The organism is Rhodocyclaceae bacterium (assembly GCA_020248265.1).
Classification (GTDB): Bacteria; Pseudomonadota; Gammaproteobacteria; order Burkholderiales; family CAIKXV01; genus CAIKXV01.
In genome coordinates this window covers 256,763-271,140 of the sequence record JADCHX010000004.1, presented here as the reverse complement: position 1 = coordinate 271,140, position 14,378 = coordinate 256,763, and the positions used below count along the sequence as shown (strand labels likewise).

Annotated in this window: 14 protein-coding genes; 4 read left to right on the top strand and 10 right to left on the bottom strand. The window is 68.2% G+C overall.

What is annotated here, in order from left to right; genetic code table 11:
- Nucleotides 1-17 precede the first annotated feature (17 nt).
- Together ING98_05025 and ING98_05020 are read right to left on the bottom strand one after the other, a co-directional pair.
- Nucleotides 18-1,052: a tripartite tricarboxylate transporter substrate binding protein gene (locus ING98_05025; protein MCA3101215.1), complete on the bottom strand. Its 1,035-nt coding sequence runs from the start codon at nt 1,050-1,052 to the stop codon at nt 18-20.
- Between the two features lie 155 nt (nt 1,053-1,207).
- Complete coding sequence (locus tag ING98_05020) at nt 1,208-2,590, bottom strand: MmgE/PrpD family protein (protein ID MCA3101214.1); 1,383 nt, start codon at nt 2,588-2,590, stop codon at nt 1,208-1,210.
- A gap of 88 nt (nt 2,591-2,678) precedes the next feature.
- Here ING98_05020 and ING98_05015 point away from each other — a divergent pair, with 88 nt between their 5' ends.
- Genes ING98_05015 through ING98_05000 form a run of 4 tightly spaced genes read left to right on the top strand, consistent with a single transcriptional unit; the run spans nt 2,679 to nt 5,993 of the window.
- Entirely contained in the window at nt 2,679-3,575 is an 897-nt protein-coding gene (locus ING98_05015; protein MCA3101213.1) for an alpha/beta fold hydrolase, read from the top strand.
- Nucleotides 3,554-4,558 (top strand): tripartite tricarboxylate transporter substrate binding protein, encoded by a 1,005-nt coding sequence (locus ING98_05010; GenBank protein MCA3101212.1) that lies wholly within the window; start codon nt 3,554-3,556, stop codon nt 4,556-4,558. The genes ING98_05015 and ING98_05010 overlap by 22 nt, the downstream gene beginning before the upstream one ends.
- Before the next feature lie 16 nt (nt 4,559-4,574).
- Nucleotides 4,575-5,033, top strand: a complete 459-nt coding sequence (locus ING98_05005) for a GAF domain-containing protein (protein ID MCA3101211.1) — start codon at nt 4,575-4,577, stop codon at nt 5,031-5,033.
- A gap of 27 nt (nt 5,034-5,060) precedes the next feature.
- Nucleotides 5,061-5,993 (top strand): NAD(P)-dependent oxidoreductase, encoded by a 933-nt coding sequence (locus tag ING98_05000; protein ID MCA3101210.1) that lies wholly within the window; start codon nt 5,061-5,063, stop codon nt 5,991-5,993.
- A gap of 36 nt (nt 5,994-6,029) precedes the next feature.
- On the opposite strand, the gene ING98_04995 is transcribed toward ING98_05000, so the two are convergent.
- From ING98_04995 to ING98_04960, 8 genes are all read right to left on the bottom strand, one after another.
- Nucleotides 6,030-7,025 carry a tripartite tricarboxylate transporter substrate binding protein gene (locus ING98_04995; GenBank protein MCA3101209.1) on the bottom strand — a complete coding sequence of 332 codons (996 nt, stop codon included), beginning with the start codon at nt 7,023-7,025 and terminating at the stop codon, nt 6,030-6,032.
- A gap of 132 nt (nt 7,026-7,157) precedes the next feature.
- Nucleotides 7,158-8,147, bottom strand: coding sequence for a tripartite tricarboxylate transporter substrate binding protein (locus ING98_04990; GenBank protein MCA3101208.1), 990 nt, complete (start codon nt 8,145-8,147; stop codon nt 7,158-7,160).
- A gap of 1 nt (nt 8,148) precedes the next feature.
- The gene (locus ING98_04985) at nt 8,149-9,870 is read right to left on the bottom strand and encodes a CocE/NonD family hydrolase (protein MCA3101207.1); all 1,722 of its coding nucleotides are present in this window, start codon (nt 9,868-9,870) and stop codon (nt 8,149-8,151) included.
- A gap of 69 nt (nt 9,871-9,939) precedes the next feature.
- Nucleotides 9,940-10,632, bottom strand: coding sequence for a cysteine hydrolase (locus ING98_04980; GenBank protein ID MCA3101206.1), 693 nt, complete (start codon nt 10,630-10,632; stop codon nt 9,940-9,942).
- A 27-nt stretch (nt 10,633-10,659) separates the two neighbouring features.
- Nucleotides 10,660-11,505 carry a cupin domain-containing protein gene (locus tag ING98_04975; GenBank protein MCA3101205.1) on the bottom strand — a complete coding sequence of 282 codons (846 nt, stop codon included), beginning with the start codon at nt 11,503-11,505 and terminating at the stop codon, nt 10,660-10,662.
- A 42-nt stretch (nt 11,506-11,547) separates the two neighbouring features.
- Nucleotides 11,548-11,991: a RidA family protein gene (locus ING98_04970; protein ID MCA3101204.1), complete on the bottom strand. Its 444-nt coding sequence runs from the start codon at nt 11,989-11,991 to the stop codon at nt 11,548-11,550.
- Between the two features lie 32 nt (nt 11,992-12,023).
- A complete protein-coding gene (locus ING98_04965) occupies nt 12,024-12,962 on the bottom strand; it encodes a tripartite tricarboxylate transporter substrate binding protein (protein ID MCA3101203.1) in 939 nt (312 codons plus the stop codon).
- A 277-nt stretch (nt 12,963-13,239) separates the two neighbouring features.
- Nucleotides 13,240-14,238, bottom strand: coding sequence for a tripartite tricarboxylate transporter substrate binding protein (locus ING98_04960; GenBank protein MCA3101202.1), 999 nt, complete (start codon nt 14,236-14,238; stop codon nt 13,240-13,242).
- Nucleotides 14,239-14,378: the final 140 nt, after the last annotated feature.

Genomic DNA, 14,378 nt, shown 5'->3' with positions numbered 1-14,378 from the left:
TCAGCATGGTGTCTCCTCTACTCGGCCTTGATCTTCAACTGGCGGATCTGCCTGCCGAAGCGTTCATGTTCGGCCTTCATCAGCGCCGCGAACTGCTCCGGCGTGTCGCTGGTGGGCTCGTAGCCGAGCTTGGCAAAACGATCGCGCACATCCTGGCCCTTCACCGCCGTGGCCAGGATGCCGTGCAACCGCGCGATGATCTCCTTCGGCGTGCCGGCCGGCGCGAGGAAGCCGAAGCGGCCCTCGCCGACGACTTCCTTGTAGCCAGACTCGACCATCGTGGGCAGCGAAGGCTCGGCGATGGAACGGTTACGGCCCGACACCGCCAGCACGCGCAGCTTGCCGGCCTGCACCATCGGTTGCACCAGCCCCAGGTCGGCGAACATCATGTCGACCTCGCCGCTGGTCATCGCGGTGATCGCGGGCACCATGCCCTTGTAGGGCACGTGCACCAGGTCGATGCCGGTCGAGGCGGTCAGCGTTTCCATCGTGAGATGCGAAACCGAGCCGGCACCCGAGGTGGCGAAGGTCAGCGCCTGCGGCTTGCTGCGCGCGATCTTCATCAACTCGGCCACGGTCTTCGCCGGCACGCGCGCGTTCACGGTCAGCGCATACGGACCGAGCGCGACGTTCATGATCGGCGCAAAGTCGCGCAGCGAATCGTAGGACAGCTTCGCGTACAGGTGAGGCGCGAACGCGAGGCTGCTCTGGCCGGCCACCAGCAGGGTGTAGCCGTCCGGCGCCGCTCGTGCCACGTAGGCAGTGCCGATCGTGGCGCCAGCGCCACCCCGGTTCTCGACCGTGACCGCGACGCCCAGCGCCTCGGCGAGCTTGGCCGACATCGTGCGCGCGATAAGGTCGTTGGCACCGCCCGGAGCGAACGGCGACACGACGATGATGCCCCTGGCAGGCCATTGCTGGGCTGCGGCGGGCAGGGCCAGCGCCAGCGTCGCTGCTGCAGCGAACACGGCGCAGAGCAGCGGCGACGGCCGTGCGACATCGCGGCATGACCGGGCCGGTACCGGGAGGAGCCGGTTCACCGGCGAAGACATGTGCATCATCATCGGGCCAGCATAGCACCGCGAAAGTCAAACCGTGTGGGGGTCAGGTCTTGAGTTTTGCATCCTGGCCCGGTTGGGTTCTTGGGCCTTACGCCTGCGATGCAAAACTCAAGACCTGACCCCACGGCAGGTGACCCCACGGCAGGCTAAAGCCGGTTTTCGTCGGCGAACGCCTGGAACGAAGCACCGGGCGCCGCGCCCATGATCGCATCGTGCACCCGTGCCGCATGCGCCTCGCCCCAGGTATCGCGCGTGATCCGGATGAACTTCCCGCGCAGCGCCTCCGGCGGATGCGGGTTCTGCGGCTCGCCGCGGATGTAATCGGCATGGGCCTCGTAGGTGCGCCCGTCGCGGAAGGTGATCTTCATGTCGGTCTTCTGCATGCCGAGCGAGACCTTCGTGTACTCCGGGTTCTCGGTGACGAACACGCGCCGGGCGAGCGACTGGATCACCGGGTTGGCCACCGCCGCATCCTCGAAATTCTCGAGGTCCGGACCACCGTGGTAGATCATCGTCGCGACGCCGAACGGGATCGAGAAGCGCGCGCCGAAGCTGGTGTCGATGTCCTGCCGGTCGAGCATCTTCGCGTGGAAGTAGGTGCTGAAATCGATGCGCTCGATCGATTCAGGATCGATCTTCCCGCCCGGTGCGTCGCGCACCGCCTGCTCGGCGAGGTCGATGCCCGAGTGCGCATAGCGGCCGGACGAATGGATCTTGAAGTAGCTGCGCGCGATCACCCAGAACTCGCCCAGCCGCTCGACCACATGGTCACGGTCGATCACGTCGGAGAAGCCGCCCTTGCCATGCGCGCTGGCCACGCCGTCGAACTCGCCGGTGAAGCCGCACTGGACCATCTGCCGCGAGAACAGGCCCATGTAGTTGCTCAGGCCGGCATAGGCGTTGCGTACCGTCACGCCTTCGAGGATCGCATTGCGCGAGGTGGCGATGCCCAGCGTCGCGCCCACGTTCAGGGTGGTCATCATCTCGGCAGCGTCGACATGGTCGAGCTTCGCAACCGCCACTGCCGCGCCGATCGGGCCCGAGGTCGCATGCGGATGGAACACCAGCTTCAGCTTCGATGCACGGCTCACCCGCGACGAGGCCTCGTAGCCGAGGATGAACGCAAGCAGCATGTCGCCGAAGCTGGAATTGCGCTGCTGTGCGGCGGCGAGCGTCGCGGTGGCGAGCTGGATGCCGGGGTGGCCGCCGCCGGCATGCAGGTTGCCTTCGTCCTGCTCGAGCCAGGTGCCAGCCATGCCGTTCACCAGCGCGGCCTTCAGCGGTTCGGTGCGCCGGCCGCTGGCCAGCACCGAAGCCGGACAGGGTCCGCCGTCGGCGAGGTGCTTGTCCATGAAGGCCTGCATCTCAGGCACGCGCAGCCCGCCGACCACCGCACCGATGCAGTCGGCCATGATCCAGCGGCCGCGCTCGACGATCTCCGGCGGCAGGTCTTCCAGCCGGGTGCGCGCGAGCCAGGTCGACAGTGTCTGGAGGTAGGCAGGCCCGCGGGGCAATCCGTCGGCACTCATCATGGCGTCCTTTCCGTCGGTCTCGTGCGTCCGAGCGTACCGTAGTATGCTGATTCGTTCACAGGGACGGGACAGTACGGGACAACCCATGGCCGACTCCGAAGTCTCCTTCTTCAGCGATGGCCTGCGCATCGTTGGCTACCTCCACCAGCCGCCCGACTGGAAGGTCGGCGACCCGCCCCGTCCCGCCATCCTGGTGCTCGCCGGCTACGGCGGCAACCCGCACTTCGACTGCATCCACCTGGTGCGCCGGCTGTGCGCCGACGGCTGGTTCGTGTTCACCTTCGACTACCGCGGCCATGGCAAGAGCGAAGGCATCCGCGGCCGACACCGTCCGCTGGAGCAGGCACAGGACGCGTTCGATGCGCTGTCGTTCATGCAGACGATCCCCGGCATCGATCCGCAGCGGCTGGGCGTGTTCGGCACGAGCTTCGGCGGCGCGCACGGCATCTGGGTCACGGCCCACGACGAGCGGGTGAAGGTGCTGGTGACCAGCGCGGCCGTGACCAACGGCGAGCGCTGGCTGCGCCTGCTGCGGCGCCCCTGGGAGTGGCTGGAATTCCGCGACCGCGTGGACGCCGATGCGCGGCGCCGGGTGCGCGAAGGCACGCCGGCGATCGTGCAGCGTGGCGAGATCATGCTGCGCGACCCGGATGCGCTGCGCACCCGCGCCGCGCAGTTCCCGGAGGGACAGCCGCTGCCGGCGGAGGACATCGACCTGGAGAGCGCCGAGGCCTGCATGCGCTACCGCCCCGAATGGGTGGTCGACCGCATCGCGCCACGGCCGGTGCTTATGTTCTGGGCCGACCGTGACGCGCTGGTCCCGGTCGAGGAACAGCTCGCCTGCTTCGAGCGCTGCCGCGAACCGCGCCGGCTGGTGCGGCTGCCCGGTGCCGGACACTACGATACCTACGAGTTCCGCAACCCCGCCACTGCCAGCATCATCCACCAGGAGACCGCCGCATGGTTCAGACAGCACCTGTAGCAGGCTTCGCGAACACCGGGCTGGCACTGCTGGCCGGCCTTGCAGGTCTTGTCCCGCTGGCACCGGTCGATGCGCTGGCACAGGGCTTCCCCACCCGGCCGGTGCGCATCATCGACGCATTCCCGGCCGGCGGTGCCGGCGACGTGATCGCGCGCATCCTGTCGCCGCGGCTCGGCGAGGCGCTCGGCCAGACGGTGATCGTCGAGAACCGCCCGGGCGCGGGCGGCAACATCGGTGCCGAGGTCGCGGCGAAGGCACCAGCCGACGGGCACACGATGTTCATGGGCGTGAGCGTGGTGCTCGCACCCAGCCGCAGCCTGTACGCGAACCTGCCGTACGACGCCCTTCGCGACTTCATGCCGGTGTCGCGCGTGGGCACCGGCGCCTACCTGCTCGCCTCGCATCCGTCGCTGCCGGTGAAGACGGTGAAGGACGTGGTCGCGCTCGCGCGCGCGAAGCCGGGCGCGCTCAACTATGCATCGGGCGGCATCGGCTCCGGCCAGCACCTGGCGGGAGAACTGTTCAAGAGCCGGACCGGCAGCGCACTCACCCATGTCGCCTACAAGGGCGGTCCGCCGGCGGTGGCCGCGGTCGCGGCGGGCGAGTCCGAGATCGGCTTCGTGACCGTGACCGCCGGGCTCGGTCAGGTCAACGCGGGACGCCTGCGCGCGCTCGGCGTCAGCAGCCCGCAGCGCCTGCCGACGATGCCGAACGTGCCGACCATCGCCGAGTCGGGCTACCCCGGCTTCGAGGTGACGCCGATCTTCGGGCTGTACGTGCCCACCGGCACGCCGAAGGAGGTGATCGCCACGCTGAATGCAGCGGTTCGCAAGACCGTGGACAATGCCGAGGTCCGCGATCGGCTGGCGGCCCAGGCGGTGGTCGCGGGCAGCAGCACGCCGGAGGAACTGGGGCGCAGCCTCGCGGAAGAGATCGCCCAGTGGGCGAAGGTCATCAAGGCCGCCGGCATCAAGATCGAATAGACAACGGAGGCAGCACGTGGCAACGACAGCATCACTGGTCGCGGAATTCCAGGCACTGATGGACGACCTGCTGCGCAAGGTCGGCGCGAGCCGCACGACGATCCGCCTCGACGTGCCCGCGCACGGCTTCGCGGTCAACGGCGTGGTCGCGGAAGGGCGCGGCGAAGGCATCAACTCGATCGCGGTCGAGACCTCGCTGCAGCAGCGCAAGACCCAGACCGCGTCCTGGCTCGAGCGCGAGCGGCGCATCCTGGTGCAGGACGACTGTGCGAACGCCGAGTTCCAGCCGCCGAAGGAACTGATGCAGATCTACGGCACCAAGGCGCAGATCCTCGCGCCAGTGATCCGCGGCGAGGCGCTGACCGGGTGGATCTCGGTGCACTACAACCCGTCGCCGCGCAAGTGGACGCCGCAGGACGTGGCCGCGGTCGAGGACGCGATCCGGACGGCGCATGCGATCCTCGATCGCGCCTGACCGGCGATCGCCGGGCGCGAACCGCAAGTGACCGCTGCATCGGGGCGCCCGCCGGCGCGCCGCGTCGGCTTCATCGGCCTGGGCATCATGGGCTCGGCGATGGCCGGGCACCTGCTCGACGCCGGCTGGACGGTGGTCGGGCACGACGTGGATGCCGCACGCATGCAGGCGTTCACCGCGGCCGGCGGCACGCCGGCGGCAACACCGGCAGCGGTTGCGCGCGCGGTCGATGAAGTCCTCACCGTGCTCCCCGGCGCGGACATCCTGCGCGCGGTGATCTCGGGCGAGCAGGGCCTGGTCACCGCGGGCAATCCGGCGCTGCTGGTCGCGGACTGCGGCACCTTCGATATCCCCGACAAGGAAGCGTGCCGCGAGCTGCTCGCCAGCGCCGGCATGCAGATGCTCGACTGCACGATCAGCGGCACCGGCGCGCAGGCGCGCACGCGCGACCTCGTCGTCTATACCAGCGGTCGGGCCGAGGACCATGAACGGATCGCGCCGGCCTTCGCCGGCTGCGCGCGGGCCAGCCACCATACCGGCGCGTTCGGCAATGCCAGCCGCGTGAAGTTCATCGCCAACCTGCTGGTGGCGGTGCACACCGTGGCCACCGCCGAGGCGATGGTGCTGGCCGAACGGGCCGGGCTCGACCTGTCGGCGATCTACGACCTGGTGCGCAGCGGCGCCGGCAACTCGCGCATGTTCGAACTGCGCGCCCCGCAGATGGTAGAGGGCCTCTACGACCGGGATGTCGCTTCAAAGATGGACGTGTGGCAGAAGGACATGCAGGTGATCGGCCGCTTCGCGAAGTCGCTGGAATGTGCGGTGCCGCTGTTCTCGGCGTCGGCGCAGGTGTTCACCGCTGCGATGGCGCAGGGCATGGACAAGGAAGACATGGCCGCCGTGTGCAGGGTGATGGAGCGCCTGAACGGCATCGATCGCCCGGCGCCGGGCGGCGACTGATCCCGGGCGAGGCGCTGCTGCCTGGCCGACGCGGCGCTACTCGGGCTTGATCCCCACCTGCCGGATGATCTCGGCCATGCGTGGCAGTTCGTTGCGCACCGCGCGCGCGAGGTCCTCCGCGCTGCCGCCCTGCGCCTCGAGGCCGAGCTGCGACAGCTTCTCCTTCACGTCCGGCGACTTCAGGATGCGCGCCGACTCCGCGTTCAGGCGGGCGACGATCTCCGGCGGCGTCGCTGCTGGCGCGAACAGCCCGGCCCACTGCTCGTACTCGTAGCCGGCCACGCCTGCTTCCTGCACCGTCGGCAGCTCGGGCAGGAGGTCGGAGCGGCGTGCACCCGCCATCGCCAGCGCGCGCAGCTTGCCGGAACGGATGTGCGGCAGCGGCGTGGCCAGCCCGTTGAACATCAGCTGCACATGGCCGCCGACCAGGTCGGTGGTCGCCGGCACCGCGCCCTTGTACGCGACATGGGTCATCCGGATGCCGGCCATCGAGCCGAGCATCGCCATCGACAGGTGCTGCGGACTGCCGACGCCACCGGACGAGTAGAGCAACTGGTCCGGCCGCGCCTTCGCCAGCGCGACGAGTTCCTTCACCGTCTTCACCGGCAGGCTGGGATGGACGACCAGCACCGTCGGGATGCTCACCACCGTGGTGATCGGCGCGAAGCTCTTCAACGGGTCGTAGTCGATCTTCGCGTAGACATGCGGCAGCGTGGTCATGATGCTGCTGTTGAGCAGCGCCAGCGTATGGCCGTCGGCTGCCGCGCGCGCAGCACGCGCCGTCCCGGGCAGGCCAGCCGCGCCCGGCAGGTTCTCGACCACGAACGGCTGCTTCAGCACGGACGACAACCGCTCGGTCAGTACCCGCAGCGAGACGTCGGCGGCGCTCCCGGCCGCGAGCGGAACGATTACCGTGATCGGCCGCGACGGCCAGGCAGGCTGTGCCGCGACAGGGCCCGCGACGAGCAGGGTGGCGGTGCCGGCAAGCGGCAGCCAGGCGGCAGCGCGGCGGCTAATCGGACAGTGAACCATGCAGTGACTCCACGGAGATGCATTGCCAATCATCATGCGGCACGGGGCGCCGGCCGTCCAGTCGGGAGTAGTTGGGGTCAGGTCTTGCCTTTTGCCTCTACGAGGCAAAAGGCAAGACCTGACCCCGCCCCGTCACTCCGGCTCTATCGCCGCATCCTTCACCATCTTCGCCCAGCGCTGGGTCTCGCTGCGCACATACGCGGCGAACTCGACCGGGTTCATCGGCTCGACGCTGAAGCTGAGCGAGTTGAGCGACTTGCGCACGCCCTCGTCGGCCAGCGCCTTCGACGACAGCGCCCACAGCTGGTCGATGATCGGCTTCGGCACGCCCGACGGTGCGGCGAGCCCGGCCCAGACCGTCACGTCGTAGCCGGGCACCACTTCGCCGATCGCCGGCACCTCGGGCAGCGTCGGGCTGCGCCTCGCGGTGGTGACGCCGAGCGCGCGCATCTTGCCGGCGCGCACCAGTTGCAGCCCGGCGGCGAAGTCGGAGAAGGTGGAATCGATCTGGCCACCGATCACGTCGGTCACCGCCTGTGGCGTACCCTTGTACGAGACCTCGAGCAGTTCGGCGCCGCCGAGCGAACGCATCATGCCGATCGACACCCGCATGCCGGCCGATGCCTGCCCCGCGGTGAGCTTTCCCTGGCGCGCCTTCGCCAGCGTGATGAACTCGCGCAGGTCCTTCGCCGGCAGGTCGTTGCGCACGGCGAGGATCAGCCCGGTGGTGATGAAGCGCGCCACCGGGGTGAAGTCCTTCTGGATGTCGAACGGCAGCTTGCGATAGAGGCTCACGTTGCCGGCGAAGGTGGTGTTGTTCGCGCTGACCAGCGTGTAGCCATCCGGCGTCGCACGCGCCGCGACCTCGACGCCGATGTTACCGTTGGCGCCCGGCCGGTTGTCCATGATGAACGGCTGGCCCGAGGTCTGCGCCATGTGCTGCGTCACGAAACGCATGATCTGGTCCGGGGCGCTGCCCGGCGGGAACGGCACGATCACGCGTACCGGGCGCGACGGATAGGACTGGGCAAGCACGCCGCTGGACAGGGCTCCGGCCAGCGACAGCAGGGCCACCGCTGCCACGGTCGATCCGCGCAGGGCGACGTTCTTCGATGAAGCCATTTCAATCTCCTCCGTTCCGCGCGTGCGGGATCACCGGCAGCAGCACGTACGGCTGTCTGCCCGGTTCGAAATGCAGGACATTCGTGCCGCCGAAAACTTCCGGCGGCCGGTCTTCGGGATGGTCGTGCAGGAAGGGCCCGACACCGGTCAGCGTGTAGTGCACGCCGGGGATGCTCAGCGGCGGACCGGGGTAGGCGTAGTCGCAACCGCGCACCGACAACGCCAGTCGATACCCGGCCGGCACCACGATGCAGGTCGGCCAGATCTCGACATCGAGGTCCACCGGTACGCCAGGCACCAGTGGCTGCACCTCGTCATGGACATGCCATGGGCGGTACGGCAGCGAACGCGAGGGATCCAGCTTGCGATGCGAGGCACGCAGCCAGCCCAGCCCGACCGGCGTCCTCGGATCGTTCGATCCCTGGAACGCGACCTCGGTGCCGTCCGGTGCGAACACGCGCAGCACCAGGAACACGTCGGCATCGGTGCTGTCGGAACTCAGCCGCAGCTTCGCGGCCACCGGCCCGGTGATCTCCATCGGCGCCTCGAGCGGCGGCGTGCTGAACAGAAGGCCGTCTCCCCCGGTCTGGTAGGCGAGCGATGTCGCCACGCCGGGTTCACCGGTGCCGAACGCCATCGTCGTCGGATCGAGGTAGTACTTCGTCCACTGAGTACGCGCGATCGGCCATTCGCCTTCAGCCCGCTCCTCGAACCGGTCGGGATGGCGAACCTGCAGCAGCACCCGCGGCTGCGTATCCCAGCCGGTATCTTCGCCCTTCAGAAAGTGCCCGAAGAAGCGCTTCTGCATCCGTTCGCAGCGCGTGGTGTGGAAGCTTTCCCAGTGCGCGCCGCCATGCGCTTCGAGCCACTTCTGCTTCGCCGGAGCGCACACGAAGGCTTCGAAATTGCCGCGGGTATGAAGCCCCTGCCCGCCCCAGTTGGCCGCAGTGAGGAACGGCACCTCGACCTGCGACAGGTCGGGCGATCGTTCGCGATGCGCCTCGTCGTCGAACGGATGATCGAGGATCCACTGGTTGAAGTCGATCCGGTTACGTGCCAGTTCATCGTCCGGCAACGTCTCCGACCCGGCGATCAGTTCCCCGGTGGCCCGGCTTCGGAAGCCGCGCTCGCCGTAGCCGTGCTGCGACCGATGCACCGCGCGCGGGAACCAGTTGGTGAGGAAGCGCGAGAAGATGCCGCCGTGGCGCGTCGCCTCGCGATAGAAGTCGGACGAACCTTCCCAGGTGACGATCGCCGTGAGGTGCGGCGGCTTCAGGCACGCCACCTGCCAGGCATTCATCGCGTAGTACGAGATGCCGTTGAGCCCGACCTTGCCGCTGCTCCACGGCTGCACGCCCGCCCACTCGATGCAGTCATGGAAGTCGCGCGTCTCGCGCGGCGACCATGGATCGACAGCGCCCGGCGAGCGACCGGTTCCGCGGCCATCGACGCGCACCACCGCGTAGCCATCGGGCACCCACTTCTCTGGATCGACCAGTTCCCAGGTCTGGTAGAGGTTGGTCGAGCCCTCCGCCACGTCCGGGTGCAGGGCGATCAGCCGCTCCCATGCCGCCTTGTTGCCGTCCTGGAAGGCGAGTCCCTTGCCGTATGGCCCATAGGACAGGATCACCGGATACCGGCCCTCGCCCGGTGGCAGGAATACGTCGGCGCGCAGCACGATGCCGTCGTCCATCGGGATCGGTGCATCCCACAGGATGCGCATCCCGTCGCGCAGTTCAGTCTTCTCCAACACCTTCCCCCTGCCGTCGGCTCCCGCCGTGCCGGCGCCGCCTCAGCGATTCCACGTTGCGCGCAGCTCCGCGATCGACGGCGTCACGCCGAAGAAGCGCCGGATGTTGCGCATCGTCTGTACATGGTCTTCCGGCACGTAGGCGGCACAGCCGTCCTCGGCCATCACGACATAGTAGTCGTGTACGAAAGCCGCACGCGCCGTCGTCTCGACGCAGACGTTGGTGACCACGCCGGTCAGCACCACCGTGCGGATGCCGTGCGAGCGTAGAACGAGATCCAGGTTCGTGCCCTGGAACGCGTCGTAGCGGTTCTTGACCACCACGATGTCTCCGTCTGCCGGTCGGATGTCTTCATACCAGTCACCCGCCCACGAGTCCTTCGTGCACACCGGGATGGTGGTGAAGCCACCCTTGCGTTCGCGCACCGCCTGCTCGAGCCAGGGGTCCGACAGGTAGGCATTGCCTTCCGACGTGTACTCGCAGCGCACGAAGATGCACAGCACGCCGGCCTCGCGCGCGGCCGACAGCAGCGGCGGCAGGCGGGCTGCCATGCGCTGTGCCTCGGAGATGTCGCGCCCGTCCTTCGACACCATGCCACCACTCGCACAGAAGTCGTTCTGCATGTCGATCACCAACAGCGCGGTGTGCGCCGGCTCGACCTTCTGCTCGAGCGTCACCAGCAACGGGCGGTGGGCGAGCCGCTGCGCGGCTTCAAGGTCCTGTTCGATGCTCAACGGTGGCTCCGGCGCATGCTGCGGACTTCAGAGATCTTCCGGTACGGCCACTGCCGCTGCCTTCGAATCGTGCGCGGCGATCTCGCGCGAGGGCTTTCCACCACGCGAATCGCGGCCGGTCGGCGTCCAGGTGCAGACCCGCGCATCGTCCACCCAGACCGTACGGTACTCGGCGGGCACGAAGAATTCGATGAAGGTCTTGCCCACCGCGCCGGTCGATGTGTAATGGCGTTCGCCGTCCGGATGGTAGACCAGGTCGCCGGCCCGGTACGCATGCGGCACCTCGTCCGAATAGCCGGTCGACTCGCCGGCGATCACGTACATGAAATGCTCTGCACCCTCGTGGTGGTGGTTCGATCCGTCGGTGTTTGGCGGATAGACGATGATCTCGGCCTTCAGCGCCTTGTTGCCAGTGAGCTTCGGCGTCGCGACGTAGATGCGCCGGCGGGCATCGTGCTTCGAATCGAGCACCGGCTCGTGCGCCCAGTCGACGATGCGCAGCCGGGGCGGGTTTGCGGCGATGCCCGGGTCGAGGCTGTGCGCCTGCGGCACTTCAGCCAGCAGCAGGCGGGCGCCGCCCGATCCTGCCGACAGCGATCCGCGGCATCCGATCGGCAGCACGACCGCATGGGCCTCCTGCAGCGCATGCACTGCACCGTCGAGTTCGAGCTGCAATGCGCCGTCCAGGACGAGGAACCAGCCGAGGCTGTCGGCCGGCAGCGAGAGGTCGAGGCGGCCACCCGCATCGAAGTCGATGCGGTCGGCCAGCACGCGCGTCGCCGGAATGCGCGCCCGGTCGAGCATCGCGCGCCGGCGCACGCCGCGCCCGCAGGCCGTCGACTCGACCTCGCCTTCATGGACGATACAGACCACGTTGCTCCTCCCTTCGTTGCCGGCTCTTCGGCCGGCTGCGCTTCAGCGCGGCCTGACGGCAGTAACGTCGATCTCGATCCGGGCACCCGGCTGGTTCAGGCAGTGCACGCAGATCGTCGTGCTGGCCGGCTTCCAGTCGCCGAGGTACTCGCGCACCGTGTTCGAGGCACCTTCCTGGTCGCGCATGTCGGTCAGGTACTTCGTCATCTTCACGATGTGGCGCAGCGTCAGCCCTTCCTTCTCGAGGATCAGCTTGATCTTGTCCATCGCCCGGCGCACCTGTGTCTCGATGTCCGGCGCATGGAAATGCTCTTCGCGGATGTGCGGATGCGAGTGGTACAGCGGAGCGGCGGTCATGCCGGACAGATAGATCGTATCCACGGGGCCACTGATCACGACAGCCGGTGAGTACGGCAGCTCGGCGCTGCGCTCCGGGATCGGATGGCTGCTGCGGGTGATCTCTTCGATGCGTTTAGTGTCGCCCATGCATGTCTCCGGGAATGATCGGTCGCGGGAGGTCAGTCGACCTGCACGCGTGCGTCGCGCGCCACCCGCGCCCATTTCGCGATGTCGCTCTTTACCCGCTCGTCGAAGAAGGCCGGCGTGCCCCCGACCGGATCGAGCCCGGCCAGCCGGTAGGCTTCCCGGATCTCGGGCGTCTTCAGCACGCGATCGAGCTGGTCGGCGATGAAGGCGATGGTTTCCCTCGGCGTGGCAGCCGGCGCGAACATACCGTACCACGACTGAGCGTCGAATCCGGCGAGGCCAGCCTCGGCCATCGTGGGCACCTCGGGCAACTGTCCGAAACGCGCAGGGGTGGTCACCGCGAGTGCACGCATCCGGCCCGACTGCACATGCGGCAGCACCACTGCCGGGCTGGAGAACATCATGTCGACTTCCCCGCCGAGCAGCGCGATGCCTGCCGGCGCCCCGCCCTTGTACGGCACATGCAGGGTCTTGATGCCGGCCATCAGGTTGAGCAGTTCGGAAGCCATGTGGAAGCCGCTGCCCGGACTGGCCGAGGCATAGGTCATCTTTCCGGGCAGCCGTCGGGCGAGCGCGACAAGTTCCTTCATCGAGCGGGCCGGCACCGACGGATGCACGACGAACACGTAGGGGCCGATGGCCAGCATGCTGACCGATGCGAAGTCCTTCACCGTGTCGTACGGCACCTTCGCGTACACGCTCAGGTTGATCGTGTGCTGCCCGGCGGTGGCAAGCAGGGTGTAGCCGTCGGGCGCGGCCTTCGCGACGGCCGCCGAGCCGATCATCGAGCCCGCACCCGGGCGGTGGTCCATGATCACCGGCTGGCCGAGTGCGATGCGCAGGCGGTCGAACACCGGACGGCCCACGACATCGACCGGGCCGCCGGGCGGGAACGGGTTGATCACCCGTATCGGCTTCGACGGAAAGGCAGGCTGGGCCATCGCGGTGGCGGCCACGAGCAAGCCAGCCAACAGCGTGGACCACCGAACGGAATGCCTCTTCATCGCATGCAGCGCCATGCAGTCCTCACCCAGGAAATGTTGTGATCACACTACACGGGCGCAAAAACCGGGTCAAGGCGACGGCCGGCGGGTTGGGGTCACGGGTTGGGGTCACACGGGTTGGGGTCACACGCGGGTTGGGGTCAGGTCTTGAGTTTTGCGGGTTGGGGTCAGGTCTTGAGTTTTGCATCTGCGATGCAAAACTCAAGACCTGACCCCAACCCGCAACCCGCCCAGCAGCCTGCGCTCATTCGATACGGATCTTCCCGGTGCGGATCACCTTGGTCCAGAGCGCGATCTCGCTCTGGATGAACCGAGTGAAATCCTGCGCGGTGGCCGCCGGCGTCGGCTCGACGACGTCCGCGCGCAACCGCTCCTGTACCTCGGGCCTCTCGAGCACGCGCTTCATCACCTGGCTCATCCGGTCGACCACCGGCTTCGGCAGCCCGACCGGACCCACCAGCCCGTACCAGGTGCTGGACGAGAAGCCGGGGACTGTCTCGCTCATCGCCGGCAGCTCGGGGGCACCCGGCGCGCGCTTTTCGGTGGTGACACCGAGCGCGCGCAGCTTGCCGCCGCGCACCTGCGGTACGGCAGACGCACCGGCGGCGAACGCGGCGGTGATGTGGTTGCCCATCAGGTCGGCCATCGCCGGGCCGTCGCCCTTGTATGGCACATGCGAGAGCTGGATGCCGGTGAGCTGCTGCAGCAGTTCGCCGGACAGGTGCGGCGTGCCGCCGATGCCGGACGACCCGAAGCTCACCTTGCCCGGGTTGGCGCGCGCGAACTCGATCATTTCCTTCAGCGTCGTGATCTTCGAGGCTGGATGCACCAGCATCACCAGCGGACCGATGCCGATCAGGCTGATCGGCGTGATGTCCTTGATCGGATCGAAACTGAGCTTGTACAGCGGTGCGCTGCTGGCATAGCTGGACGGGATCACCAGCTGGGTATAGCCGTCCGGGTTCGAGCGAACCACGAGTTCGGTGCCGATGGTCCCGCCGGCGCCTGGCCGGTTGTCGAGCACGACCGGCTGGCCAAGTTCTTCGGAGATCCGGGGCGTCAGCAGGCGCGCCACGACGTCCGTGCCGCCGCCGGGTGCATAGGCGACGATGGTGCGGATCGGCCGCTCCGGCCACTTTCCGGACTGGGCCGCGGCATCGGACGGGCCGGCGAGCCAGCCAACGCCGGCCGAGAACAGGACGGCAGGCACGACGGCCCGGGCGGGGTGCGGACGACGATGCATGTCACTTCCTCCATTGGCGCCGGACTGTCTGCGCCCGGTCGGCATCCAGTGTAGCAGCAGCGCGCCGCCTCGATCAGGGACGATCCTGAAGCGAGTTAACATGATGAGTGCCGAATGCCCGCGGACGCGGTCGGGTACGC